This is a genomic window from Taylorella equigenitalis ATCC 35865 (assembly GCF_000276685.1).
GTDB lineage: Bacteria > Pseudomonadota > Gammaproteobacteria > Burkholderiales > Burkholderiaceae_B > Taylorella > Taylorella equigenitalis.
This window is the reverse complement of sequence record NC_018108.1, coordinates 228,347-253,559: the sequence shown is the minus strand read 5'-3', so window position 1 is coordinate 253,559 and position 25,213 is coordinate 228,347. Positions and strand designations below refer to the sequence as shown.

General features: G+C 37.1%; 25 protein-coding genes. 16 read left to right on the top strand and 9 right to left on the bottom strand.

Annotated elements, in window-relative coordinates; all coding sequences use genetic code 11:
- Nucleotides 1-8: 8 nt before the first annotated feature.
- Complete coding sequence (gene rapZ / locus KUI_RS01220) at nt 9-884, top strand: RNase adapter RapZ (protein WP_013522022.1); 876 nt, start codon at nt 9-11, stop codon at nt 882-884.
- Nucleotides 885-899: 15 nt separating this feature from the next.
- Nucleotides 900-1,373, top strand: coding sequence for a septal ring lytic transglycosylase RlpA family protein (locus tag KUI_RS01215; protein WP_013522021.1), 474 nt, complete (start codon nt 900-902; stop codon nt 1,371-1,373).
- Here KUI_RS01215 and rsmI read toward each other — a convergent pair.
- Complete coding sequence (gene rsmI / locus KUI_RS01210) at nt 1,370-2,302, bottom strand: 16S rRNA (cytidine(1402)-2'-O)-methyltransferase (RefSeq protein ID WP_013522020.1); 933 nt, start codon at nt 2,300-2,302, stop codon at nt 1,370-1,372. The genes KUI_RS01215 and rsmI overlap by 4 nt on opposite strands.
- A gap of 47 nt (nt 2,303-2,349) precedes the next feature.
- Between rsmI and KUI_RS01205 the strand changes: the two genes are divergently transcribed.
- From KUI_RS01205 to KUI_RS01190, 4 genes are read left to right on the top strand one after another with little or no spacing between them, the layout of a single operon-like run.
- Nucleotides 2,350-2,757 (top strand): YraN family protein, encoded by a 408-nt coding sequence (locus KUI_RS01205; RefSeq protein ID WP_013522019.1) that lies wholly within the window; start codon nt 2,350-2,352, stop codon nt 2,755-2,757.
- A 54-nt stretch (nt 2,758-2,811) separates the two neighbouring features.
- Nucleotides 2,812-3,399: a phosphoheptose isomerase gene (locus KUI_RS01200; RefSeq protein WP_013522018.1), complete on the top strand. Its 588-nt coding sequence runs from the start codon at nt 2,812-2,814 to the stop codon at nt 3,397-3,399.
- Nucleotides 3,400-3,401: 2 nt separating this feature from the next.
- Nucleotides 3,402-4,124, top strand: coding sequence for a BON domain-containing protein (locus KUI_RS01195; protein WP_013522017.1), 723 nt, complete (start codon nt 3,402-3,404; stop codon nt 4,122-4,124).
- A gap of 10 nt (nt 4,125-4,134) precedes the next feature.
- On the top strand, nt 4,135-4,635 hold the full coding sequence (locus KUI_RS01190; protein WP_013522016.1) for a TlpA disulfide reductase family protein: 501 nt from the start codon (nt 4,135-4,137) through the stop codon (nt 4,633-4,635).
- Nucleotides 4,636-4,663: 28 nt separating this feature from the next.
- Here the strand turns inward: KUI_RS01190 and KUI_RS01185 are convergent, their stop codons facing one another.
- Entirely contained in the window at nt 4,664-5,512 is an 849-nt protein-coding gene (locus KUI_RS01185; RefSeq protein ID WP_225972102.1) for a DsbC family protein, read from the bottom strand.
- 14 nt (nt 5,513-5,526) lie between these two features.
- Complete coding sequence (gene mltA / locus KUI_RS01180; protein WP_013522014.1) at nt 5,527-6,804, bottom strand: murein transglycosylase A; 1,278 nt, start codon at nt 6,802-6,804, stop codon at nt 5,527-5,529.
- Between the two features lie 48 nt (nt 6,805-6,852).
- On the opposite strand from mltA, the gene rpe reads away from it, so the two are divergent.
- From rpe to KUI_RS01150, 5 genes are all read left to right on the top strand, one after another.
- On the top strand, nt 6,853-7,578 hold the full coding sequence (gene rpe / locus KUI_RS01175) for a ribulose-phosphate 3-epimerase (protein ID WP_013522013.1): 726 nt from the start codon (nt 6,853-6,855) through the stop codon (nt 7,576-7,578).
- An 18-nt stretch (nt 7,579-7,596) separates the two neighbouring features.
- Nucleotides 7,597-8,130, top strand: coding sequence for an HIT family protein (locus KUI_RS01170; protein WP_013522012.1), 534 nt, complete (start codon nt 7,597-7,599; stop codon nt 8,128-8,130).
- Between the two features lie 142 nt (nt 8,131-8,272).
- A complete protein-coding gene (gene rplU, locus KUI_RS01165) occupies nt 8,273-8,581 on the top strand; it encodes a 50S ribosomal protein L21 (RefSeq protein WP_013522011.1) in 309 nt (102 codons plus the stop codon).
- Between the two features lie 12 nt (nt 8,582-8,593).
- Nucleotides 8,594-8,860 (top strand): 50S ribosomal protein L27, encoded by a 267-nt coding sequence (gene rpmA / locus KUI_RS01160; RefSeq protein WP_013522010.1) that lies wholly within the window; start codon nt 8,594-8,596, stop codon nt 8,858-8,860.
- A 1,358-nt stretch (nt 8,861-10,218) separates the two neighbouring features.
- Nucleotides 10,219-10,614, top strand: coding sequence for a hypothetical protein (locus KUI_RS01150; protein WP_013522005.1), 396 nt, complete (start codon nt 10,219-10,221; stop codon nt 10,612-10,614).
- Between the two features lie 13 nt (nt 10,615-10,627).
- Here the strand turns inward: KUI_RS01150 and oppF are convergent, their stop codons facing one another.
- From oppF to KUI_RS01120, 6 genes are all read right to left on the bottom strand, one after another.
- Nucleotides 10,628-11,611: a murein tripeptide/oligopeptide ABC transporter ATP binding protein OppF gene (oppF, locus tag KUI_RS01145; protein ID WP_014840109.1), complete on the bottom strand. Its 984-nt coding sequence runs from the start codon at nt 11,609-11,611 to the stop codon at nt 10,628-10,630.
- Nucleotides 11,601-12,611 carry an oligopeptide ABC transporter ATP-binding protein OppD gene (gene oppD, locus KUI_RS01140; RefSeq protein ID WP_014840108.1) on the bottom strand — a complete coding sequence of 337 codons (1,011 nt, stop codon included), beginning with the start codon at nt 12,609-12,611 and terminating at the stop codon, nt 11,601-11,603. The genes oppF and oppD overlap by 11 nt, the downstream gene beginning before the upstream one ends.
- A gap of 4 nt (nt 12,612-12,615) precedes the next feature.
- The gene (gene oppC, locus KUI_RS01135; RefSeq protein ID WP_013522002.1) at nt 12,616-13,533 is read right to left on the bottom strand and encodes an oligopeptide ABC transporter permease OppC; all 918 of its coding nucleotides are present in this window, start codon (nt 13,531-13,533) and stop codon (nt 12,616-12,618) included.
- 9 nt (nt 13,534-13,542) lie between these two features.
- Nucleotides 13,543-14,463 (bottom strand): oligopeptide ABC transporter permease OppB, encoded by a 921-nt coding sequence (oppB, locus tag KUI_RS01130; RefSeq protein ID WP_013522001.1) that lies wholly within the window; start codon nt 14,461-14,463, stop codon nt 13,543-13,545.
- A 61-nt stretch (nt 14,464-14,524) separates the two neighbouring features.
- Complete coding sequence (locus tag KUI_RS01125; RefSeq protein WP_013522000.1) at nt 14,525-16,159, bottom strand: ABC transporter substrate-binding protein; 1,635 nt, start codon at nt 16,157-16,159, stop codon at nt 14,525-14,527.
- Nucleotides 16,160-16,399: 240 nt separating this feature from the next.
- Nucleotides 16,400-19,261 carry an AAA domain-containing protein gene (locus KUI_RS01120; protein WP_126476007.1) on the bottom strand — a complete coding sequence of 954 codons (2,862 nt, stop codon included), beginning with the start codon at nt 19,259-19,261 and terminating at the stop codon, nt 16,400-16,402.
- A gap of 861 nt (nt 19,262-20,122) precedes the next feature.
- Here KUI_RS01120 and cas5c point away from each other — a divergent pair.
- The 5 genes from cas5c to cas1c are packed head-to-tail and all read left to right on the top strand — an operon-like array spanning nt 20,123 to nt 25,211.
- Complete coding sequence (gene cas5c / locus KUI_RS01115) at nt 20,123-20,839, top strand: type I-C CRISPR-associated protein Cas5c (RefSeq protein WP_014840106.1); 717 nt, start codon at nt 20,123-20,125, stop codon at nt 20,837-20,839.
- A gap of 2 nt (nt 20,840-20,841) precedes the next feature.
- Nucleotides 20,842-22,734, top strand: a complete 1,893-nt coding sequence (cas8c, locus tag KUI_RS01110; protein WP_014840105.1) for a type I-C CRISPR-associated protein Cas8c/Csd1 — start codon at nt 20,842-20,844, stop codon at nt 22,732-22,734.
- Nucleotides 22,735-22,746: 12 nt separating this feature from the next.
- A complete protein-coding gene (gene cas7c, locus KUI_RS01105; RefSeq protein ID WP_014840104.1) occupies nt 22,747-23,595 on the top strand; it encodes a type I-C CRISPR-associated protein Cas7/Csd2 in 849 nt (282 codons plus the stop codon).
- Complete coding sequence (gene cas4 / locus KUI_RS01100; protein WP_014840103.1) at nt 23,585-24,214, top strand: CRISPR-associated protein Cas4; 630 nt, start codon at nt 23,585-23,587, stop codon at nt 24,212-24,214. The genes cas7c and cas4 overlap by 11 nt, the downstream gene beginning before the upstream one ends.
- Nucleotides 24,198-25,211 (top strand): type I-C CRISPR-associated endonuclease Cas1c, encoded by a 1,014-nt coding sequence (gene cas1c, locus KUI_RS01095; RefSeq protein WP_044953912.1) that lies wholly within the window; start codon nt 24,198-24,200, stop codon nt 25,209-25,211. The genes cas4 and cas1c overlap by 17 nt, the downstream gene beginning before the upstream one ends.
- Nucleotides 25,212-25,213 lie beyond the last annotated feature (2 nt).

Sequence of the window (25,213 nt, the reverse complement as noted above, 5' to 3'; positions counted from 1 at the left end):
GGCCCTCGATGAAATCTGTAGTGATAGTTACTGGAATCTCTGGGTCAGGTAAATCAGTTGCTATCAAGCAGCTAGAGGACGCAGGATATTACTGCGTTGATAATCTACCTGTTTCCTTAGTTAAAAGCTTTATAGATGATTCAAGCTATAAAGGTGAAGATTTCTTAGCAGCCGCAGTGGATGCTCGCAGTCACAATGACATACATCACTTACCAGCCACAATTAATAATCTTCGTGAAAATGGCTATCACATCAAGGTCATATATTTGGACGCCGCAGATGATGTATTAATGCATAGATTTTCTGAAACTAGAAGAGTCCACCCACTCACTTCACGTATCAAAAATGAGACAAACCATACACCCTCTTTGGAGGAGTGCATTGCCTATGAAAGGAACTTATTAAGTTCCATTAAAGAGACCGAGCAAGTCATTGATACTTCATTATTAAAACCTAGTGAATTGCGCATTTGGATTAGGGAATCAATAGATACGAGACAGGGTGAAACCCTAATTACATTTGAATCCTTTGGTTACAAATACGGAGTCCCAAGTAGTGCAGACCTAGTTTTTGATGTAAGATGTCTACCTAATCCCTACTACGATGCTCAACTAAAGAAATTAACTGGTTTAGATATCGAAGTTGCGGAATGGCTTAATAGCAAATCTGAAGTTTTAGAGATGATATCTGATATAGAAAGATTTGTTAGTAAGTGGCTACCTAGTTATATGCAAGATACTCGTAGCTACTTAACTATTGCCATAGGGTGCACGGGTGGTCAGCATAGATCTGTGTATATAGCTGAAAAACTTGCTGAGAAATTTAGTCATCACAAGCCACTTCGTGTGAGACATAGGGCCTTGGCTCATTTTGCTAGACTCTGATTTTTACGGATATTTATGAACTTTATTGCTCATTTTCCAAAACTTGTTATCGGGCTATGTTTAACTGTAGGTGCATCTGTTCATGCAGAGACTCCTCATTTCTATCATGACTCACAAGCTCAAAAAGGAAAAGCTTACAAGGTTGCAGGTAAAGTTTATCGTCCATACACAAAAATAAAAGAATTCTCTCAAACTGGTACTGCCTCATGGTACGGCCCTGGCTTTCATGGACGCCTTACAGCAAACGGTCAGAAGTACAACCAAAATGCCCTAACTGCAGCTCACAAAGAACTACCTTTTAACAGTATCGTTAAAGTTACTAGTGAAACTACAGGCAAAAGCGTGATCGTGTATATTAACGATCGCGGACCATTTCATAACAATCGCATAATAGACTTATCTTATGAAGCCGCTAAGCAGCTAGGCATTCATAAAAAGGGTACGGACAAAGTTAAGATTGAACTAGTTGGTTTTAAATCTGATTTCTAATTTGACAAATCTTCTTTTATTTTTAAAGCCAGATCGTAGATTTCTTTTTTAGATTTCAATGCATACTCCTGCACAATCGAAACTGAATCCTTAAGAGACACGCCTTTTTTAAGTAGCAAACTTAAAAGCTTTTGCGTATCCACTTCATCACCTTCTACAACTTCGGAGGGATGCACGATTAAAACAAATTCACCCTTTTGATTATTCGAATCGCCATTAATCCAATCAGAAACTTCCTCTAAACTTCCTGTATAAATCGACTCAAATTTTTTAGTCAACTCCCTGCAGATAGTGACAGTTCGGATATCTCCTAAAACAGCCCTTAAATCCGCTATTGCATCCACAATCCTATGCGGAGCTTCAAATAAAACTGCAGGTCTTTGGCAATGCTCTAGCTCACCCACAATAAACGCCCTCCTCTCCCCACTTTTAGGCGGAAGAAAGCCAAGAAACACAAACCCGTTCAGTTCCCCTAATCTTGGTCTTACACCAGAGGCCATCACTGCCGCAATAACAGCAGAGGCCCCAGGCACTGGAATCACCCGATACCCTCTGCCTATCAACTGTTCCACTAGCACACTTCCAGGATCGGAAATAGCTGGCGATCCTGCATCCGATATCAAAGCCACTCTTTTTTCTTCATCTAATAAATTAGCTATATGCCCTACGGATTCAGACTCATTAAATTTATGCAAAGCCACTAATTGCTTATATTCGATTTGTAATTGGTTAAGAAGCAGTTTAGCTGTCCTCGTATCCTCACAGGCAATCACATCACATAGTTGCAATGCGAACACAGCTCTATAACTTATATCTGCTAAATTTCCTATAGGCGTAGAAACCACGTATAGTGCGGGTTGTGGCCAAGTCTGATGGTTTAAATTATCTAGCATTTGTGGTGGACAAAATTGTCCTACTGGCTTTGACATGATGTTTTGAAAGGGCAAAATATAATTTTCTTTTATTTTCGCACGTAATGAACAACACACAAACAATAACAAAACTTCAACTCAATTCTCCAACACAAAAAATTGGGCAAATCTACGAAACAAAAGCTCGATTACACCTAGAATCACAGGGGTTAGAGTTACTAAATCAAAATCTAAGATGCAAAGTCGGAGAAATAGACCTGATTATGGTTGACGGACACGAACTTGTTTTTATTGAAGTGCGATATCGCAAAAAAGCTGATTTTGGCAATGGTCTCGAGTCCATAAACTTTAGAAAAATTAAACGGTTTAAGATGACGGCAATGCATTTATTGCCAATAATAAAAAGTAAATATCCTCAGGTCAAAAACTATCAGATCCGCTTTGATGTAGTGTATTTTGATGGGGTTGAAGGGACAGAAAATATAGATTGGATTAAAAACATATTGCAATAAATTTAATAAACTATAATTTCAGATTAAGAGGAAAATTTGGCAAAATAAATCACTATGGATTTCCAAACACGCATAAAATCACACTTTGATGAGAGTTTTAAGGCTCATATTGACAGTCTACAAACTTTAAGTGTGCCACTTGAAAAAGCTATAAATATTATGAGCTCATGCATCTTATCGGGCCATAAAGTTCTCGCATGCGGAAATGGTGGATCTGCAGCCGATGCACAGCATTTTGTAGCTGAATTGGTGGGACGATTCGAGCGTGAGAGAATTGGATTTCCAGCATTTTCCCTAACTTCCGACACATCTATATTAACTGCAGTATCCAATGATTATGGATATGAGGACGTATTTGCCAGACAGGTTTCAGCCCTTGGAGTTCAGTCTGATGTATTAGTCGGCATAAGCACAAGCGGAAATTCTCCTAATGTTGTGGAGGCTATCCGAGCTGCACACGAAAAGCAGATGCCTGTTATTGCTTTAACTGGTCGTGATGGTGGGGAAATCAGAAAAATTCTTACTAATGATGATGTTGAACTTTGTGTACCAAGTTCTCGTACCATGAGGATTCAAGAGGTACATATTCTACTTCTTCATATTTTATGTGACGGTTTTGATGCTCTTTATATGGGAGACTGATTATGAAATTTTATAAAACAGCACTACTTTCGGCTTTAGCCGCAAGCACATTTTCTGCTTGTGTGCCTATCGTAGTTGGTACAGCCGCTGTTGTTACGGCTGTCGTTGCCACAGATAGACGTACTACTGGCATGCAATTGACGGATAAGACTATTGATATTACAGTAGGAAATGAAGCTAAAAAAGTAGTAAATCCTGACACCTCAAGAATTAACGTTAGTGCTTTTAACCAAAGGGCACTTATTACGGGTGAGGTTGCAACTGCCGAAGAAAAAGCTCGTGTAACTGAGGCGGCTAAGTTATCCAAAGATGTTAAATATATAGTAAATGAACTTGTGGTCGGTCCTAAGTCATCATTTAAATCTAGGACTAACGATTCATGGATCACTTCTAAAGTACGTAGTGAGCTGACATTATCGGAAAATGTACCATCTAGACCTATTGCCATCACGACATCTCAAGGCGTTGTATATTTGATGGGTGAAGTAACTCCAGAAGAAGCCGATAAAGCAGCAAATGCAGCTTCTAGGATTAGAGGGGTTAAGCGTGTAGTTAAGGTATTTGATATCATCGATCCGACTAATAAAACTACATCGCCTGCTTACAACCATATACAAAATAGTTCTTACAGTGGTCCTATGATTCAATCTCCTGCTACTGGTGTAGCTCAACCTGCACCTTCTAAACCACCATCAAATGGTGTTCAAACATTTCCTGTGAATTGAGGGGGTTTGTATGAATAAGTATTTACTTCCTGCTGTTACCTTAGTGTTGATGCTAGTTGCGGGGGTTTATTTTGTTTTCCGCGGTGATACTAGCGAACAAGCAAATATGGATTATTCGCTTATTTCGGGAGAGAAAATTACTCATTCCGACTTAAAAGGTAAAGTTTCCCTTATAAAGTTTTGGGCTACTACCTGCACAACTTGCGTTGCTCAAATGCCTGATGATATTAAGTATTATGAAAAGTACTCTCCACAAGGATTTGAGGTCGTTGCAGTTGCTATGAAATATGATAATTTGGATGCCATTAAAAATTTTGCATCTGACAGAAAGCTTCCATTTAAAGTTGCATATGATCAGGATGGCTCATTAGCCAAATCATATGGTGGTGTGAGATTTACGCCTGTCATGTTTTTGCTTGATCGCAAAGGTGAGGTAGTTAAGTCTTTTGCTGGCAAATACAATCACGAAGACTTCATTAAAACTTTAGAAGACACACTTAAAAATTCATAAAAAAGGGAGGCTTGGACCTCCCTTTTTTTTACTTAGAAGAAATAATTTTTTCAATATCCGCTAAACGAACAAAACCGTTTCTTCGTTCTCCATTAGGAAATAAAATCACTGGCACCCCCTGCACATTAACGCTTCTAGCAAGCTGAAATGTTTTAGGGTTTGGCTCAGAACAACTTTTATTAGCCTGAGATTGTGGCTTCTTGCCGTCTGTAACCCACTCGTGCCATGAAAGAGTTGGGTTCGATGAACACATAATGTCCCGCACCTTAGTCACAGAATCCTTTGCTAATAAGGGCACTAAGAAAGTATAAATAGTGACATCATCCATCTGCTCAAGCTCCTTATATAAAGCCTTGCAATATGGGCAATTCGGGTCCTCAAAAGTCACAAGTTTACGCGTACCTTTTCCTTTCACGCGCTTAACAGCCCCCTCCACTGGCAGGCTTGCAAATGCCTTAGCTGACTGCTCTTTAACACGCTTGTCCGTCAGATCAACTGTCGACTTAGCGTCGATAAGATGCCCTGCCAAAATATAATTATGATCCGCATTTGTATAGATTATCGTCTCATCCGTCAATACTTCGTACAAATCCGCAAAAGGAGTCGGATTTACGCTTAAAACCTTAACTTGAAAAGTCTTCTCGATATTGGATTTAATATTGTCCACTTTATCTTGTGGCAATGCCCCCGCCTTCATCCCTGCAGATTTAGATTCAACAGTTGTAGGAACTTTAGTCTTTTCTGTAGTTTGAGAAACGGAACTGGCAGTCTGAGCCACCACATCTGCCGACACAACCACAGATGACACGACACAAGCAGTCACAGCAGTAAATGCCAACACGAGACCACCACATAATTTATTTAATTCAAATTTCACTTTCACCTCATTATTCATCTAGCTGAAGGTTGACCAGAATTTTTTGGCCACAAAATCCACATAAACCCATCTTGCTTCATACGTCCTGCAAGCTGACCTGCCTCAGGACCACTACCCCAGTAAAAATCCGCACGAGCTATACCCTTAATCGCAGCTCCCGTATCCTGTGCAAACACTACACGTCGAAGTGCAGATTTGCTCGCAGGCATAGTCGTAGATAGATAAACAGGAGAACCGAGAGGCACAACAGTCGGATCAACGGCAATCGCCCTCTTTGCAATCAACGGTATACCATATGCACCCTTAGGTCCAACAATCGCATCAGATATAGGCTCCTCCCTAAAGAACACTAATGCCTGATTGCTATTAAGCATCTCAGGAATACGTGATGGATTATGTGCGGCCCATGCTTTTATATTTTGCATAGAAGCCTTTGAAATAGGCAACTCACCCTTATCCGCAAGCCACTTTCCAATAGACGAGTAAGGGCGACCATTATGATCAGCATAAGCTAACCGCAAAGATTTTCCATCTGGCAATAAAACCCTCCCAGACCCTTGCACCTGAAGAAAAAAAGCTTCAACTGGATCATCTAAGTAGACAATGACTTTCGACTGATCCTTAGAATTCCTAGACGTAAATTGCTCCCTAGTATCATACGGTACTAATTTAGAACCCTTAATCTTACCGCGAACTCGCTTACCAGTTAATTCAGGATATACACTTCCTAAATCAACCGTAATTAAATCTGACGGAACGGAATACATCGGCCACTGATAAGATCCTCCATAGACACGTGAACCTTTTACTACAGGCTCATAATAACCAGTAACCGTACCCTTAGAAGTATTTTTCGATGTAAACACAGCCCACGGCTGCAATTCAGTTTGAATAAATTTTTTCGCAACCTGACCATCAACAGCTGGACCCATGGTTGCAACTTTTGAACAAACAGAATGCCATGCACGAGGAGTAGCTCGAGCTGGAATCGTCAATGATCCCGATACGGGCCTCATAAGCCCACGACAATTGTTATACATACCAAGCCACAATTCCTGAGCGTCATCATCAGCCCAACCTGGCAGTTTAGACCACTCAGATTTAACATATTTTGCAACCAGCTTACGAGCCGATGTTTCCTTTAGGGTGGCAATATCAGGCACTTTCAAAGGTGCCCTTAAGTCATAAACTTGAGTTTCGGATTGATCAGTTCTGCTATCTGATCCTAAGTTGCCAGTGCCAGCACATGATGCAAGCAATAAAGCGATTCCAGATATTAAATATTTTTTCATTAATCAGTCGTGCTGCGATAAAATAAGTGCAAAAAATAGGGGTCATAAATGTCAATCATTGAGTATAACATTGAGGAGGCTAGTTGCATTCGCATTGCCCCCAGTATTCTTTCAGCAGACTTCGCACGTCTCGGAGAGGAAATAGAGGACGTTATTCAAGCTGGGGCTGACTGGATACATTTCGATGTTATGGATAATCATTTCGTTCCAAATTTGACTATCGGTCCCATGGTGTGTGAGGCGATTAAACCCTATGCTAAAACCACCCCAATCGATGTTCATTTGATGGTAGAACCTGTAGATGCCCTTATCCCCATGTTCGCAAAGGCTGGGGCCGACGTAATTACATTTCACCCCGAGGCATCACACCACATTGATCGCACACTTAGCCTTATACGAGATCACGGTTGTTCTGCAGGACTTGTTTTTAACCCTGCAACTCCACTTGAATACATGAATTACGTTATGGATAAACTAGACGTAGTACTTTTGATGTCTGTTAATCCTGGATTTGGTGGGCAGTCATTCTTACCAAGTGCTCTCAAGAAATTATCTGATACTCGTGCCCGTATCGATGCTTACAGAGAGAAAACTGGACGAGGCATATTTCTAGAAGTCGACGGGGGCGTGAAAGTAGAAAATATTGCCCAAATCCACGCAGCTGGAGCAGACACTTTTGTTGCAGGATCGGCTATTTTTGGAGCTTCAGACTATAGACAAGTCATTGCCGAAATGCACAATAGAGTTAATTCCGAAAGTTCAAGAGAGATATAAATTTCAAGAGAGTTTTACATGACCGACCACAACCACTTACACGATACATGTAGTCCATGCAACCATAACCTTGCAACTGATACAGAAACATGCGAATTCTGTCAGGCTTTGGGTGGCACGTTTATTTATCGCGATTCTAAGCTTCGTGTGATTAACGCAAACGATCCCGATTTTCCTATGTATACGCGCGTTATTTGGGAGGATCATTCTAAAGAAATGACGGATTTGTGCATTGCAGATCGTCAATACCTTATGGATATTATTTATTTAATTGAGGGTGTCCAACGCAACCTACTCAAAGCCGTTAAAGTAAACATGGCTCAATTTGGCAATGTAGTCCCCCACCTTCACTGGCATGTTATTCCTAGATTTTCTTGGGATTTGCGCTACCCAAATAGTTTCTGGAGTGACGACATGCGTGAACGCGATGATGAGTATCTAGTGAAGTTGGCCGGGCTATATAAATTATTACCCGATTATCATGCAGCATTGCTTGACGCTTTTATTAAGCACTCAATCGGAGATAAAGCCGTGGAGTGTGGTTGTCACTGATTTGTGTTAGCTATTTAGATGCAGAATAGCAACCCTAGCCTTTTTTGTTGTAAATCAGAGGCTTACGTTTTATTTGGATTGACATATAAAAGCCCATCCATTAAAATAATCGTTTTTCTAAATAATTTATAGGATTATTCAAATGTATGCGGTCATAAAAACTGGAGGCAAACAGTATCGTGTTGCTGAAGGCGAAAAAATTAAGGTAGAACAGATACCTGCAGACATCGATGAAGTAATCTCCCTAGACCAAGTTTTATCAGTAGGTGAAGGCGACTCGCTTAAAGTGGGTACTCCTTTTGTTGATGGTGCTGTGGTTAAGGCTAAGGTTCTTTCACACGGTCGTCATGATAAAGTTCGTATTTTTAAGATGCGTCGTCGTAAGCACTATCAAAAGCGCCAAGGCCACCGTCAAAATTTCACTGAGATTCTAATCGAATCTATCGCTTAAGGAGAAGTACACATGGCACAGAAAAAAGGTGGCGGTTCCACCCGCAACGGTCGCGACTCCGAGTCGAAGCGCCTAGGCGTTAAAGTTTACGGTGATCAAGCTATTAATGCTGGTTCTATCATCGTACGTCAACGTGGTACTCGTGTTCATGCAGGAGAAAATGTAGGCATGGGCAAAGATCACACACTTTACGCCCTAAAAGACGGTGTAGTTAAATTTTCTCACCGCGGTGCACTTAATAAACATACAGTTTCAGTTGTTGAATCGACTAAAAATTAAAATATTTTCGACTATTCGAAATTGTAGAATTCCCCGTTCCTATTGAGCGGGGTTTTTTATGGCGATTAATCATGACTTGAATTTTCTTGAACTTGCAATGATTCAGGTTCAAAATTATGTTAACCATTTATAAGTATCATCGCTCGAAGAGATTATTGTTAATGATAAAAAAGAATCAAGTTTCTGAGATTTTCAAAAAAACGCTCATTATCATCTTATTCTTTATCATTTATTTCACACTAGTATACGGGTTTAATTTATTGCCTTTTAACACTAAGACCCATTTCAATTTTTCTGAATTCCTTATAACTTTAGGCTACCCAGATGATACACTTTCTTACTATGAAATTTTTGATGCGTTATTCATAAGTTACCACTGCATACTTACCCTATTAATACTATCCGTGGCTTATTTTGTAGTTTGGCTTTACCGCAGAACTAAGAACGAAAATACTGAGTCAATACTAACAACAATAAAAAAGAAAATAAATTTTAAAAAATTAGCAATTTATAGCTTGCTGTTTATAGTTGTATTTGTATTACTACTTTGCTTTGTTCCCTTATATAACTTCAGCGATGCTCAACATCATGCATTTAGAGATTTCTTGGTATCCTTGGGCATGCATGATTCATATCCTGCATATAGATTTGTTTATAACTCGGTCTATGCTTTTATACATGCACTGGCATCACTATGTGTAGTTCTATTTACTTATGATGCTATCAAAATCTTTAAGTCTATCTTGAACAAATAGAATTACATTACATATACCTTTGCCCCATAAAAAATCCGCTCATAAGAACGGGATTTTTAACGATTATTTTCAAAAAAGGAATTACTTGCCCCACTTATCAGCCACAATTACATATGCCGTAATAAGAACAGCCACAATTGCCAAAGTAAACAAACCTATTGCTCCCGCCATTCTAGCCTCATAAGCAACAAAGAACATGAAAATAATACCACAAACACAATTAGTGAAGCGATTAATTCTATTTTTGATAATTGAGTAAAACCAAACAAGTCAAGAAAAAAAGCTATTAATGATGGCACAGAGATTAAATCAAAATAGCTCGCTACCCATCCTTTTGATTTCTCTCCAATTTGTTAAAGAAAAACATGATTCCCACATATCCCTACATATTCAAAATAAATTAAATCTATATTAAAAGTCTAATTTAACTAAATCAAATTAGGATGGATAAAATTATCCTACTTTTCCTACTCCTACCACTCGTTCTAATCATCTTTCTAAGCCTCATGCCAAATTGAACATACCCAGCAACTCAATTACAAGTTGATGTTAATTTTTCCCAAAGTATATATACTTATACATAACAATTAAGGGGGTTTATTTATGATTAGTACAATAATTAATATTGCTATTTGGGTTGCAGTTCTTTACTTTTTTACCAAAAAAAAGGGTTTAGTTAAATCTATTCTCTCTGGAGAAGTCGAATTAGGAAAAGATAAAGAAGGTGACATTGCTTTATTTAAAAAGAATGTCACACAACACAATAAAAGCTATAACCCCAAACCCAATCCTCAATCTACTGTTTCCTCTAGTGATGTGACTACATTTCCAAGCCATGACACCTTAATATCTTCTCGACCTAAAGTTAAGGAAAAAACCGACTATACGAAGATTGCAAACCCGTTTAAAGGAAATGACTTTAATAAAAATAAACAAGCAAACAAAAACGGGGACCCCACAAATTCAGAGGACCCCTTTGATCAGTCGCAGTTTTTCTAATACAGTAGCAAATCTAGGCTTTCAGACAAGCAACTTTATGGGTATCGTCACCCGCTAACTCAGGCTTAATTTGTGCACACGTACTGTCTGCGATGGGACAACGTGTCCTAAACACACATCCCGATGGAGGATTGATTGGAGAAGGTAGATCGCCCTCAAGTATCTGTATCTTTTTCGAGCGTTCTAACTTAGGATTCGGTATAGGAACGGCAGACATCAATGCTTTAGTGTAAGGATGCTTTGTCTGCATGTACACTGGCTCGTAATCGCCGAGCTCGACTGCATTGCCCAAATACATAACTAAAACACGATCAGAAATATGCCTTACGACCGACAAATCGTGAGCGATAAAAATCAAGGAAAGCCCCATTTCGTGCTGAAGAGATTTAAGCAAATTTATAACTTGTGCTTGAATCGATACATCCAATGCGGATACGGGCTCATCGCAAATTAGCATCTTAGGATTAACAATTAATGCACGGGCGATCCCGATACGTTGGCATTGACCACCTGAAAACTCGTGCGGATAGCGATTGATTAAGTTTGGCAATAACCCCACTTTGCGCATCATATTTTGAACACACTCCTTAACCCGTTTGGACCCCAAGCCAGGCTCGACCACTTTCAAAGGCTCGGCAATAATGTCACCCACCGTCATGCGTGGATTTAGCGAGGCAAGCGGGTCTTGGAAAATCATCTGCATTGATTTACGAGTTTCATGCCAACCATATTCGGACTGGGCGAGGATATTACGACCAAGGTAGGTAATCGAGCCATTTGAAGCCTCTACCAGACCGATAATCGCCCTCGCAAGAGTCGACTTTCCACATCCTGATTCGCCCACGACACCAAGCGTTTCTCCCTCATAGAGCTGAAAACTAACATCATTTACAGCTTTTAGAAGATGCGGTTTCTCCCAGATAAATGCCTTTTTATCCTTAACTTTAAAACTTACGGATAGATTTTTAACATCGAGCAGAATTGGTTTATTGTTCATATTCACTCCTGCTCAAAACACGGAATTCTTCCACAGGCACAAAACAAGCCCTTCTACGACCAGCATCAAAACTTTCAATTACTGGTTCCTGGTGGCAATGTTCCATCGCATACTTACATCGAGGCTGAAAAGGACAGCCAGCTGGCAGATTCAGAAGATTAGGAGGATTACCTGGAATCGTAACCAATTCATCTTCCTGAGTGTCTAATCGAGGCACGGCACCTATGAGGCCAGTTGTATAAGGATGAGTGGGATCATAAAAAATGTCATTTGTAGTCGCATACTCCATAAGCTGTCCACCATACATAACAAGCACATCATCGCAGATACCAGCGACAACTCCTAAATCATGGGTGATCAATACTATAGAGGTGTTGAATTCTGATTTGAGTTCATTTAGAAGCTGCATTATCTGGGCTTGCACGGTAACATCTAAAGCCGTAGTAGGCTCATCGGCAATAATTAATTTTGGTTTGCATAAAAGTGCCATGGCAATCATAACTCGTTGCCTCATACCACCTGAAAATTCATGTGGGTACATGGACATACGTTTACGTGCTTCGGGCATCTTTACAGCATCAAGCATACGTACACTGTCTTCAAATGCTGACTTACTGTTCATCCCCTTATGCAATTTAAGTACTTCCATAAGTTGATCCCCTACTTTCATAAAGGGATTTAGGGACGTCATAGGATCTTGGAAAATCATAGCGATTTTCTCTGCCCTTAATTTATTTATCTCTTTTATCGATTTATGCAGAAGTTCCTGTCCTTCAAATTTAATCGAACCAGAAACTATGCCGTTATGAGCTAAAAGACCCATGATTGCAAATGCAGTTTGCGATTTTCCAGAACCAGATTCTCCAACAATTCCAAGAGTGTGACCATGCTTCAATTCAAATGACAAATTACGCACAGCCGTAACCAAACCATCTGGTGTTTTAAATGAAACCTTAAGATTACTTACATCTAAAAGTGGAGCTTTATTATTTGTATCCATGCCCCTACCTATCTTTTGGATCGAGGGCGTCACGTAGACCATCCCCAATAAAGTTAAAACAAAAAAGGGTCACAACTATAAAAATGGATGGAAATATAAGCAACCATGGAGAGACCTCCATTGATATCGCCCCATCGTTTAGAAGTGCACCCCAACTACTTAGTGGCTCTTGAGTACCCAGACCCAAGAAACTCAAAAATGACTCAAATAAAATCATAGATGGCACAAGCAACGATGCGTAGACTACTACGACGCCGAGAACATTTGGCACAATATGGTTCCAAATAATTTTTCGCTTACTTACACCACTTACAATTGCAGCCTCGATAAATTCCTTTTTCTTAAGGCTTAATGTTTGACCACGAACAATACGAGCCATATCGAGCCAGGAGACCATACCTATTGCCACAAATATGAGCAAGATATTTTGCCCGAAGAACGTGACGAGCAAAATCACAAAAAACATGAATGGGAATGAGTACAGAATCTCCAAGAAACGCATCATTAGGCTATCTACGATACCCCCCACAAACCCTGCAATCGCTCCGTAAAGCGTACCGACAATAACCGCAATAAGTGCACCAGCTACGCCAACCATCAATGAAATACGACCGCCGACCGCAACACGAACTAATAAATCTCGTCCAGAAGAATCGGTACCAAAATAATGCTTCGACTCAAAATCAGGAGCCATGCTCATCATCGCCCAATCCGTATCCGCATAATCAAAAGGGATAAGCATGGGTGCGAAAATCACAAAACAGGTTATTAAAACTAAGATAACAAGACTGATAAGAGCGGCCCTATTTCTAAAGAAGCGACGTCGTGCATCCTGCCATAAACTACGCCCTTTGACGAACTCGGTGCTCTCAAGATTACTTGCTAAATCCTGCACAAATTCTTTATTTTTTTGTGTAATCATTCAAGCCTCCTAATAACGAAGTTTAGGATCGATGAAGGCATACAAAATATCGACGACCGCATTAAATGTGATGGTCAATGTGCCTACCAAAATCGTTAAACTCATAACTAAAGAGTAATCGCGATTAATCGCACCCTGAACAAATAGTTGCCCAATGCCAGGAATACTAAAAATACTTTCAATCACCATGGAACCCGTAATAATAGCCACAAAAGAAGGACCAAGATACGAGATAACAGGCAATAAAGCGGGTCTCAAGGCATGCTTAATAATAATATGCCTCATAGGCAAGCCCTTCGCTTTTGCAGTGCGTATGTAGTTAGAATGCAGTACCTCAATCATAGATCCTCGCATAATCCGAGCGGTACCTGCGATTGTGGACACGGTAAGTGCAAATATAGGCAAAATCATATATAGCGGAGCACCCCCATTCCACCCTCCTGAAGGCAAAAGCTTCCAAAATATAGCAAAAAACAGCACGAGCAAGGGGGCAATAACAAAATTTGGCAATACAACTCCTGTCATCGAAAAGGTCATGATGAAATAGTCTAACCACTTATTTTGCTTAAGAGCCGCTAAAATACCTGCTGTTATGCCGATTAGCTTTGCAATAATAAAAGCCAAAATCCCTAATTTCAATGAAACTGGAAATGCTTTTGCAACCAATTCATTTACAGAATGGTCTTTATATTTAAAAGATGGACCAAAATCCCCATGGGCGAGGTCGTTTAGATAATTCCCGTACTGAACTAGCAAGGGCTTATCGAGACCATACTTTGCATTAATATTTGCCATGACTTCAGGCGGATAGTCCTTTTCGCTAGTAAAAGGAGAACCTGGTGCAAGGCGCATAAGAAAAAACGATACCGTAATCAGAACAAAAAGAGTTGGTATCGCTTCCAATATACGACGGAAGATAAATTTAATCATTAATATTAGATACTACAAAAATCTGCCCACCAATCGAATCGATGGGCAGGTTAAAAAAAGATTAGTGTTTAATTATATAAACATCTTTCAAGTAGTAGTTCTTAGCTGGGTGTGAATATGCAAATCCCTGAACCCAAGGTTTTACAAGTTGAGGATCAACGTAGTAGTAAACAGGGGCAAATGGAGTGTCTTTGTTTAATACTGCTTCTGCTTTTGCGTATGCTTCAGAACGAGCTACGTCATCTTTTGCAGAATAGCTACCATTAACTAAACCATCATACTCAGCACTTTTATAAAAGGCTTTATTGTTGGAGCTATCAGATAAGAAATAAGTCAAGAAGGTTGTCGCTTCATTATAGTCAGCACACCAACCAGCCCTAGCCACATCAAACTTACCCGCCTTACGGTTATCGAGGTATGTCTTCCACTCTTGATTTTCTAACTTAACATTAACTGCACCACCAAGGTTTTTATTAAGCATAGAACCTACAGCTACTGCAAGTTTTTTGTGGTTATCGTTAGTGTTATAAAGGATAGTAAAGTTAAGCGGTTTGCTCTTACTATATCCAGCCTCACTTAGGAGCTTCTCAGCCTCTACATAGCGCTTTTTCGCATCCCAAGAAGCCCATTCTGGTTTAGTTAATTTATCACCACCACCGATATAAGGAGGTGTAAATCCATATGCGGATTTCTGACCAGCCTGAAGTATCTTAGTAGTTATGATATCTCGATCAATTGCATACGAAAGAGCCTTACGCACTCTTACATCATTAAATGGAGCTTTCTCATTATTAAATTCGTATGTATAAGTACATAAAGTTGGATTAACCTTAAGCTCCTCTGGTAACTCTTTCTTCAATTTTGAAAATAGCTCTACAGGAAGGCTTGAGTTAGTAATGTCCTCATCTCCAGCACGATAGCGCTGAACGTCAGTTGCAGAATTTTCAATAGCCAATAGAGTAATCTTATCTAAAACTGTATTTTTATTATCCCAATAATTTTCATTACGAGTTAATACAGTTTTGTCATTTACTGTGAAAGATTCGATTTTAAAGGCCCCATTGCCAACAAAGTTTTCTGGAGCTGTCCATTTATCCCCAAACTTCTCTACTACTTTTTTATTTACTGGATATAAAACGTAGTGCTCAGAAAGTTTGTCCGCAAAGCCTACGCTTTCATCTAAGTTTAGAACTAAAGTGTAATCATCCTTAGCCTCAACGCCTAAATCGGTAATTGGTTTTTTACCCCCAAGAATATCCTTAGCGTTTTTAAGTTTTAGGAATTCAACGTAACTAGCATATGGCGATGCCGTCTTAGGGTCTACAAGACGCTGCCATGCATATACAAAGTCGTGTGCAGTAACTGGATCGCCGTTAGACCATTTCGCATCCTTACGAAGATGGAATGTCCAAGTTTTAAAGTCATCGCTATGCTCCCAGCTCACAGCCACGCCTGGTCTTAATTGGCCCTTTTCGTCCGAAGTAACAAGCCCCTCGAATACTTGACGTGCCACATTCCCCTCAGGGACGCCTTCGATTTTATGCGGATCGAATGAAGCTGGATTCGCACCGTTATTCCAGATAAGCTCCTGCTTAGGAGCAAGTTCCGTGCCCGCAGGTACATTTGCCGCCTGAGCCACACCCAAAGTGGCAATGCCAGCCACGGCAATACTTAACAAAGATTTCTTAAAATTCATGAAATATCCTCCAAGAAAATTTCTTAAACAATAATATTAATTAATATTAGGGCAATATATTAGGGTTTACCATAGGTTGGGGTGAGGTTTCACGAATGGTGGGGTTGATGTGTTGGTGAGCTTTGAAATGGCTAATTTGTGGGAGAGATTCCTTGAGCATTGAGAAAGAAATTTAAGATGAAAAAACCCCACTTATTATGTGGGGTGTGGGATGTGGAGAAGATGTTAAATATTTATTATTTATTTTCTATTATTGAATTTTTCGATTTCTTCTATTGCTGTATCAACGACCCTACTCTCTAATCCCTGATACAATTTTTTATTACCGATAATATAAAACTCCTCTTTAGCACGTGTTGCAGCGACATTCATAATATTAGGATGATTACTACCCATAGACCAATTTGCAGCACCTTTACTTCTTTCATCTGCCCCTAAAACAAGAAATACAACAGGAGCTTCCTTGCCCTGAAATGTATGAACAGTGCCAATATTTGTTACTTTTCCATTTTTATCCCTTCTAACGAGGCCTTCAGAATTCAGTCTTTCAATAAGTTTTTGAGCTACATTTTTGAAAGGGGAAATAACAAAAAAGTCTTTATTACCTTCTAATTCTTTTAGCTTTTCAACCAAAAATTTGCCTTGCTCCATTACGTATTTATCATCTGCAGAACCTGTAACGTCGTACCACTCGGCTATGCCAGGTTTATCATCAGTTTTCCCTTGCACCATATTTCCATCATAGGATACTTGATTTGAGATTTCGAACATCGGAGATTTACATCTACGATGAACCCAAAGTGGTATGCCAATCCAGTTATCATCTTCACCATTCTTTCTAAAGCCATATTTACTAATTCTGTCAATCAATGTTTGAGTTGAAGAATTTTCAGAAAGATAAGTCTCAGGAATATCAAGTTTACCTGCATTATATTTTTCTCTGATTTTCTCAAGTATCACAGGATCTAATGTGAGAACGGGTTTAATTTGAGCTGGATCACCCACAGCAAGAACTTTTTTGCTTCTAAATATTGCACCAACGCTAGCCTGCGGAAGAGCTTGACCAGCTTCATCTATGAATAAATTACCTATAACCTCATTGTCTAGATTTTTGAACATAGTGGAAACACTTGCAAAAGTTGTACTTATCACTGGAATAGTTAAATTAATCCAATTCCACGCTTGAGTAATAACCACATCGTTCAAAAATTTAGAATTAGGTTTATATAGTTGTTCTTTCCAAATATTGTGAGCCGCTTCAAGATTATCCACATTTTCTAAAAGAAATTGCTTCCTAACTTTTAATGCACTTATAAATAAGTTTGACTGCATTTCTCTGAATTTAGCATCAAACCAGGGATTACTTAGATGCAATGAATCATAGTCATCAGTAAAATCAAGTATGTTTTTGTTTGCCACAGAAGCTATTTTATGAACTTGCTTTAAGTAATTAAAGCGAGCCAATAGTTCTTGTTTTTGTTTCTGTAAAGGTTCGAGTTTTTTATTATGTTCACTTTTTAAATTGTTTAATTCTTTCCTTTCATTACTCCAAAAATCGTACCATTTTGGCTGAGGCAAGTTTTTCAAGCTAAAAGTTTCGCGTTCTTTCGCTATATTTTTACGAACTTTCTCAAGCTCAGTTTTGCAAGCCATAGCATTATTAACAATACTGTCAGGGTTTTTTAACTTAATTCCTTCATTGTGAAATTGCTTTAATATATCTTTTGAAAAGAATTTTTGTTTTTTAAGATGTTCAAATTCCTTTTGTTTTTTAACTATGAATTCGCTGATTTCTTTGAGATATTTTCTAAACTCTTCATAAGCATTTGAGTTAGGATTTGGATTGTTTTTCAAATCTTTTATGACGCCATCAAGGGCACTTAAAATCTGATTGATATTAGCTTTTTTACCTCCTTCTTTTGAAAATAGTCCCCAGTTATTACCGCTTTTTGAGTTGATTATTTCACTTTGATCATTATCAGAATTTTCTCTTAAATTAGCTATGTCTTTGAAGTAATCAACATGTAGAATAGCATCTTTAAATTCATCAGCAATTGACTCAATTTTTGGAAGTTCATCAACAATGTTCTTAACAGCTCCATTGTTTGAACTGGCTACTACTATGCCTCTATCAGAAATTTGCTTTGGCAGTACACCTATAGACTTAGTATCAGAATACTTTGTGGTCTCTGAACCCTCTATTTTCTTATTACTCAGTGAACATATTTCCTTTGCTTGTTCAACCACTAAATGAGCAAAAATATCTTTTAACAAAGTGGTTTTGCCAGTGCCTGGAGGTCCATTTACACTTCTAATTGTATTACTGTCATCATGAACAGATAAATTAACCGCAACCTGTTGCATTAAACTCAAAGCGTATTTAGGAGAAGAAGGAAATCTAGATATAGGATAATTTTTTGGTTGTAATATTTCGAGAAAAGTATTTAAAGTTTTTTCATCAAAATCATCCGACTCAACTCTTGTTGCTAAGTTAACTCTTTGACGCAAACGTGCATCTAAATTATCGATTAAATAATCGTCTAAATTTCTAGTACTAAGGTCTTTCGCTTTTTGAAGATCCTTTATGAAAAAAGAATGCAAATTTGTATTTGCCCCTTCTATGGATGGATATGTTTTAAACCCACTTTTATCTGTATCAACCTTAAATTTATGAAAAAGCTTATTAATATCTTCATTAAAAACTTCTTCATAATTGACTATATTTTCAGTTAAAAATAAGCTAGAGATAAACTCTTTTAATTTATTTTCATAATCCTCAAATTCACCTAGCGATGGAATTGCATTCTTATTTTTAATATAAGATGAAACAGTTACAAAAATCTCTTCTGGCATCAGTTTTAATTCTTTATCAAAACAAAGTGCTAAAGAAAATTTATTATCAAATTTATAAGCTTCTTCACTTGGCTCTAATTTAAGAATCTTGTTTAATTCTTCAAATGTTATGAAGTTCAAGAGAAGTGCAAATATAGGATTTTTTCCTTGAATTTTATTGATTTCTTTTTTAAACGAATTAAAATAATTTGCACTATCTAAGTTCGAGAGTATTGAATAGTCTTTAGGCTTAATTTCGCCTTCTGACAATTGCTCAACCAATATCCAAGAATCCAAAATTTTATTTTTGCTTTACATCCCTATCCTCCAATTAAGTTTTAAAAATACTTACACCACAAAGACTTATATGTTTCAATATAATATTGAAGATGTTTCATGATTATTAATTTGTTTCAACTAATCACAAAAGATTTATGGAGTTTTCATGGCTAAGGGTGTTATATATATAATGTCTACCGTTATAGACGGGGTCGTTAATATAGGTATATCAGATCAATTTAAATCAATAAGAAGATTTAGTATGAGGTTCACCCTCCGTTGCCCCTCAACTGGTAAAACGGCAAAGTTCACAAGGCTGTAGAAGATGGAAAAAAAGGATGGTGAGCTAATTTTTATTTATTGAAAGAGAGTTAATTAGTTACCCGTAAATGTTTTGAGTAAATGGTATATAGATAATTTGTAATTCTATCTTCAATCATAAGACAGAATTGATTCTAATCATATCTCTAATTCCAAATTGGCATGGTCTTTTATCTTCTACCATCTAGTATTGATAAATATGCCACTTTCTTTTCAGTTTAGTAATTTGGAAAAAGCCTGTTTATTTTTGAACTTAATTCTCTTATTTTTTACTTTTGAGAAATACCTGTAGTTTATAGAACATTTTCAAAAAACAATAGCAAATTGCAAATGGCCAGGTGTGGGCTATATCCACTAAACCCTCTTATGTGCAATATTCTTAATTTGAAAGAGCACAAGGTATAAACTTCGCTGAACCTAGATATAAGTACTTATGAATTAAATACAACAAATTTAACTTTAATTTATAATTAACTTTACATTTAATGCCATATCTCCTATCATATAAAAAAGTTCTTGTGGAGATGCAACATGGAATCAAATTACTTAAGTTTTAAAGTATGGGGAAGAGAAGCCTTATTCACTGACCCACTTACTAAGTTAGGTGGCGAAAAATTTACATATCAAGTTCCAACTTATGAAGCTATAAAAGGTATAGTTAAAAGTATATATTGGAAACCGACTTTTATTTGGCATATTGACAAAATAAGAATTATTAATCCAATCAAAATGGCTAGTAAGTCAATGAAGCCTAGAAAGTGGAACGTTGACGAAAACAGCCTATCCTACTACACATATCTAACAAACGTTGAATATCAAGTTCTAGCACATTTCACATGGAATGAAAATTGGGTAGAACTCGAAAAAGATAGAAATACTGAGAAGCACTCATCCATTGCCAAAAGGATGTTGGAGAGAGGAGGCCGTCAAGATATTTTCTTAGGCTCAAGAGAATGCCAGGGCTATGTTGAACCTTGTGAATTTAATTCAGGGAATGGCTTTTATGATGATGCAGATTTAACTTTTGGGAATATGTTTCACAGTTACGGATATCCTGAAGAAACTGGGGAAAATAAATTAATAAACAGATTCTGGTCAGCTGAAATGAAAAAGGGGATTATTTCCTTTCCAGAAATTAATGACCCTAAATTAAAACTCAATTTCATAAGAGAAATGAGACCTACTAAATGTTTTGGGGAAGAAAGCATAAACAATACTAATAATCTCTATTCAGAGAAAGAGGAGTAAAAATGAGTTGGATTAGTTCTTTAGTAGAAGCATATGATTTTATTGATCAAGATATAAAATCCAATATAAACGAATCCAAGAAGATTGAACCATTAACACCCATTCTGCACAACAAACAGAAAGTTGATTTAATAGTAACAATTGATATAGACGGAAATTTCAAATCAGTAGAATCAATTTCTTCAGAAAGCAAAAATAACTCTTATTTAATTCCTGTAACACCCCAGTCCGATTCCAGAACTAGTGGCACCGAACCACACCCACTCGCTGATAATCTTGGCTATGTTGCTGGAGATCTAAAAGACTATTTTTCCACACCTAAAGAAGTAAATAAATTTGAAGAAAAGAATTCCAAATATTTAGAGTTAATAGGTCAGTGGAGCAAAACTGAAAGTTATAAAGTTCTCCAAGCTATTAACAAATATGTAAATAAAAAATCTCTAATTAAAGACCTGTTAAACAACAATGTACTCGCTATCTCAGAGGAACAAAAATTAATTTATTCCTTAACTGAGAAGGGTGATGTTGATAAATTATTTGTAGTGTGGTCAGTAATTGACTCTGCAGGCAACTCATATCAATCGTGGAGTGATGAAAATTTAATTTCCTCTTGGATCGACTTTTGTTCAACAAAACTTGACAATAAATTCTGTTTTTATTATGGCGAAAACAAAACTTATTCTACAAGTTACTCTTGCAAAATTTCGAACGCAGGGGACAGAGAAAAAATAATTTCATCTAATGATTCAAAAGGCTTCACATACAGAGGAAGAGCAATAGAAGCTCACGAAGCAGCGACAATTTCAGTTGAAGCCTCTTATAAATTGCACGCTATGTTGAGATGGCTAAAAGAGAGGGGTCAATCTTTTACTTACGATAACATTGAAATAATTTCTTGGGCTAATTTAAATTTAAAACCTATAGTATTGCCAACTTTAGAAATTGAAGAACCTTCAAATCCTTTTGATGATGAAGAAACGAACAGTGAACCTGATTGGACTTCTTCTTATGGATTTCAAGCATCTAAAAAACTAAAAGAAAAACTTGCTGGTTTTAGTAATAACTTATCTGACAGCGATAAGATTTCAATAATCATCTTTAAATCTGCTTCTCCTGGTAGGAGATCAATACTCTACTTTCGAGAAATGCTTAAAGATGACTATTTGAGGAATATAAACAAATGGATTGAGGATTTGTCATGGACTTTTTCTATTAAGGGTGAAGCATATGAATTCAGCCCTTCACCATGGATTATAGTTAACGAACTATATGGAAACGAATCCACTACTTTAAAAACTTCCATTTTATCAAACCTAATCCCAATACAAATTAACAATTTACAAATTCCATGGGACTTGGTTTCTAAAGCTTTTCATAATGCATGCAACCCATTGAAATATGACAATTTTAAACGCAGAAAAAACATATCCTTGGCTTGCTCAATTTACAAAGGATACTCTATTCGAAACTTAAATAAGGAGGTTGAAATGTCACTTAACTTAACAAACAAATCAAGAGATTATCTATACGGTAGGCTCTTGGCCGTAGCACAGGCAGTAGAAGATTCAGTAATTAAAGATATTGAGCCTGGCTCTAAAAGAGATACATCTGCGGAGAGATATTTCCAAAGATTCTCTACTCGACCCTATACAACTTGGAAGGTAATTTACGATTCGCTAAAAATATATTCAAAGAGATATAGATTTGGCAATCCAGACATAATAATTGGAGAAATTATGGAACTATTTGATGAAGAAAGCTATAAAAATGACAAGGCACTTAGTCCTGAATTTTTATTAGGATACCATTGCCAGTTAAATGAAATTTATAAAAGAAAGGGCTCTGATACTCATTCAGAAACCACTGTTGCAACAGAAGAATCAACTTTAAATTAATAGGAGAAGATAATGACTTTAGAGAATAAAATTGATTTTGCTTTAATCATAAAAGTAAAAAATGCTAATCCAAATGGAGATCCACTTAACGGTAATAGACCGAGAGTAAATTTTGATGGTCTCGGGGAAATCAGTGATGTATGCTTGAAAAGAAAGATTCGCAATAGGATTTTAGCTCTAAAAGGAAACGAAGAAGGATTCAAAATTTTTGTTCAGTCAGATGATAATAATGTTGATGGTATAACAACTCTAGAAAAAAGAGCAGAAGATGAAGAGCATGGATTAGGTAAAAGAGGATTTAATGATCGTAATACTGCCTACGAGAACGCATGCAAAAAATGGTACGATGTCAGAGCTTTCGGTCAAGTTTTTGCTATAAAAAAGAAAGCAGGTGAATCAGAAGGTGTATCAATAGGAATAAGAGGCCCAGTAACAATTCAACCTGCATTTTCAGTTGACCCAGTTAATATCACATCTACACAGATTACAAAAAGTGTTAGCGGATCTGGAGATGGAAAAAAGAAAAGCTCCGATACTATGGGTATGAAACATAGAATAGATGAAGCTGTTTATGTATCATTTGGCTCAATTTCACCTCAGCTAGCTGAAAAAACAGGCTTTTCTAATGATGATGCAGACATACTTAAAAATGCTATGTTATCTATGTTTGAGGGAGATGCTTCATCTGCGAGACCTGAGGGTAGCATGGAAATATTAAAGCTTATTTGGTGGAAACACGATTCCAAATTAGGTAAGCATTCTTCAGCTAAAGTTCATCAATCCTTAGAGGTAAATTCAGATGGTTCATTTAACATTAATGATCTCAGTGAATTAAAACCTGAAATTTTAGATGGTAGATAAACCCTATTTTCAACTCTCAGCCCTTCAACATTATGCCTTTTGCAAAAGACAAGCGTACCTAATTTATGTTGAGGGGCTTTGGGCTGAAAACTATCTAACAGCCTCTGGTGACTTGATACATTCAAAAGTTGATTCTGGAGTTTCAGATTCAAGAAACAACATAAAACAAGTTAGAAATATTCAAATCGTTTCTCATAAATATCAAATGTCAGGGCTTATAGATTTGATTGAATATTCAGATATGAATCATATTACCATCATTGAATATAAACGAGGAAAGCCTAAACCAAATGAAATGGACGAGGTTCAAGTTTGTGCTCAAGCTTTATGTTTAGAAGAAATGTTAGGTGTTGTACTCAGCTATGGTTACATTTGGTACGATCTAAATAAAGCTAGACATAAAGTTTGTTTTACCGATGAACTTAGAGATATAACCATTTCATTAATAAACGAAGTTCAAATTTTGTTTGATAGTCCTAAAGCTCCAAATCCTGTACTTTGCTCTAGTTGCAAATCTTGCTCTATATATGACACTTGTTTGCCAAATATAATTAGTTTAGATAAAACTAAAGAATATATTGATAACCTCTACGATAGTTCTTATGAAGAAATTGACTAATTCAATTTATGTTACTTCTCAAGGTAGTTATTTACACAAAGAAAGGGATACAATCGTTTTGGAAGTTGATAAAAAAAAAGTTGCTCAAATTCCTATCCACTCAATTGGGCAAATTTTCTGCTTTGGCAATGTATTAATATCTCCTTTTCTAGTTGGTTTCTGTGGAGAAAAAAATGTTCTTTTATGTTTATATACTGAACATGGTAGATTTCTTGGGAGATATGTTGGAAAACAAAATGGAAACGTACTTCTAAGAAAAAATCAATATAGAATGGCGGATAACTGCCCTTTGCCGATTGCTAAAAACATAATTGCTGCTAAGATTCAATCCTCTAAGCGTGTTTTACAAAGATTCATAAGGAATCATACGAATAATTCAGAAATAGAGTCAACAATAGGTTCTTTAACGTTTATATTAAACAATATTAAAAATATAACTTCTAAACAATCATTGCTTGGCTTAGAAGGAGATGCAGCTTCAAGGTATTTCTCTGTCTTTGATACCTTAATACTTAAACCATCAAACTTTAGATTTAATGGAAGATTTAAAAGACCTCCGACTGATCCAGTGAATGCCATTCTTTCATTTTTATATTCAGTTTTATCTAATGATATAACAAGTGCTTTACAAGGTGTAGGACTAGATCCACAGGTTGGTTTTTTGCATTCAGATAGGTCAGGGAGAAGTAGTTTGAGTTTAGATATTCTTGAAGAGCTAAGAGCATGGTTGGTTGATAGACTCGTTCTAACAATGATAAATCTAAAGCAAATAGATATAAATGGATTTGAGGTTGAGCTAAGCGGTGCAATTAGGATGAAAGATGATTTAAGAAAAAAAATCTTAAGTATTTACCAATCAAAAAAACAAGAATTAATCATACATCCTTATATCAACGAAAAAATACCTATAGGGTTAATTCCACATATACAATCACAATTGCTGGCTCGTCATATAAGAGGTGAATTACAAGAATATCCTCCCTTCTTAATGAGGTAAAC

Excerpts from the sequence above, each read along its gene's own strand:
- KUI_RS01200 (WP_013522018.1), top strand. The coding sequence starts at position 2,812 with ATGGATTTCCAAACACGCATAAAATCACACTTTGATGAGAGTTTTAAG.
- cas5c (WP_014840106.1), top strand. The coding sequence starts at position 20,123 with ATGGAATCAAATTACTTAAGTTTTAAAGTATGGGGAAGAGAAGCCTTA.
- KUI_RS01150 (WP_013522005.1), top strand. The coding sequence starts at position 10,219 with ATGATTAGTACAATAATTAATATTGCTATTTGGGTTGCAGTTCTTTAC.
- cas7c (WP_014840104.1), top strand. The coding sequence starts at position 22,747 with ATGACTTTAGAGAATAAAATTGATTTTGCTTTAATCATAAAAGTAAAA.
- mltA (WP_013522014.1), bottom strand. The coding sequence starts at position 6,804 with ATGAAAAAATATTTAATATCTGGAATCGCTTTATTGCTTGCATCATGT.
- KUI_RS01195 (WP_013522017.1), top strand. The coding sequence starts at position 3,402 with ATGAAATTTTATAAAACAGCACTACTTTCGGCTTTAGCCGCAAGCACA.
- rsmI (WP_013522020.1), bottom strand. The coding sequence starts at position 2,302 with ATGTCAAAGCCAGTAGGACAATTTTGTCCACCACAAATGCTAGATAAT.
- oppC (WP_013522002.1), bottom strand. The coding sequence starts at position 13,533 with ATGATTACACAAAAAAATAAAGAATTTGTGCAGGATTTAGCAAGTAAT.
- KUI_RS01215 (WP_013522021.1), top strand. The coding sequence starts at position 900 with ATGAACTTTATTGCTCATTTTCCAAAACTTGTTATCGGGCTATGTTTA.
- rapZ (WP_013522022.1), top strand. The coding sequence starts at position 9 with ATGAAATCTGTAGTGATAGTTACTGGAATCTCTGGGTCAGGTAAATCA.
- rpmA (WP_013522010.1), top strand. The coding sequence starts at position 8,594 with ATGGCACAGAAAAAAGGTGGCGGTTCCACCCGCAACGGTCGCGACTCC.
- cas4 (WP_014840103.1), top strand. The coding sequence starts at position 23,585 with ATGGTAGATAAACCCTATTTTCAACTCTCAGCCCTTCAACATTATGCC.
- KUI_RS01205 (WP_013522019.1), top strand. The coding sequence starts at position 2,350 with ATGAACAACACACAAACAATAACAAAACTTCAACTCAATTCTCCAACA.
- cas8c (WP_014840105.1), top strand. The coding sequence starts at position 20,842 with ATGAGTTGGATTAGTTCTTTAGTAGAAGCATATGATTTTATTGATCAA.
- KUI_RS01170 (WP_013522012.1), top strand. The coding sequence starts at position 7,597 with ATGACCGACCACAACCACTTACACGATACATGTAGTCCATGCAACCAT.
- oppF (WP_014840109.1), bottom strand. The coding sequence starts at position 11,611 with ATGAACAATAAACCAATTCTGCTCGATGTTAAAAATCTATCCGTAAGT.
- cas1c (WP_044953912.1), top strand. The coding sequence starts at position 24,198 with ATGAAGAAATTGACTAATTCAATTTATGTTACTTCTCAAGGTAGTTAT.
- rpe (WP_013522013.1), top strand. The coding sequence starts at position 6,853 with ATGTCAATCATTGAGTATAACATTGAGGAGGCTAGTTGCATTCGCATT.
- oppB (WP_013522001.1), bottom strand. The coding sequence starts at position 14,463 with ATGATTAAATTTATCTTCCGTCGTATATTGGAAGCGATACCAACTCTT.
- rplU (WP_013522011.1), top strand. The coding sequence starts at position 8,273 with ATGTATGCGGTCATAAAAACTGGAGGCAAACAGTATCGTGTTGCTGAA.
- KUI_RS01125 (WP_013522000.1), bottom strand. The coding sequence starts at position 16,159 with ATGAATTTTAAGAAATCTTTGTTAAGTATTGCCGTGGCTGGCATTGCC.
- KUI_RS01190 (WP_013522016.1), top strand. The coding sequence starts at position 4,135 with ATGAATAAGTATTTACTTCCTGCTGTTACCTTAGTGTTGATGCTAGTT.
- oppD (WP_014840108.1), bottom strand. The coding sequence starts at position 12,611 with ATGGATACAAATAATAAAGCTCCACTTTTAGATGTAAGTAATCTTAAG.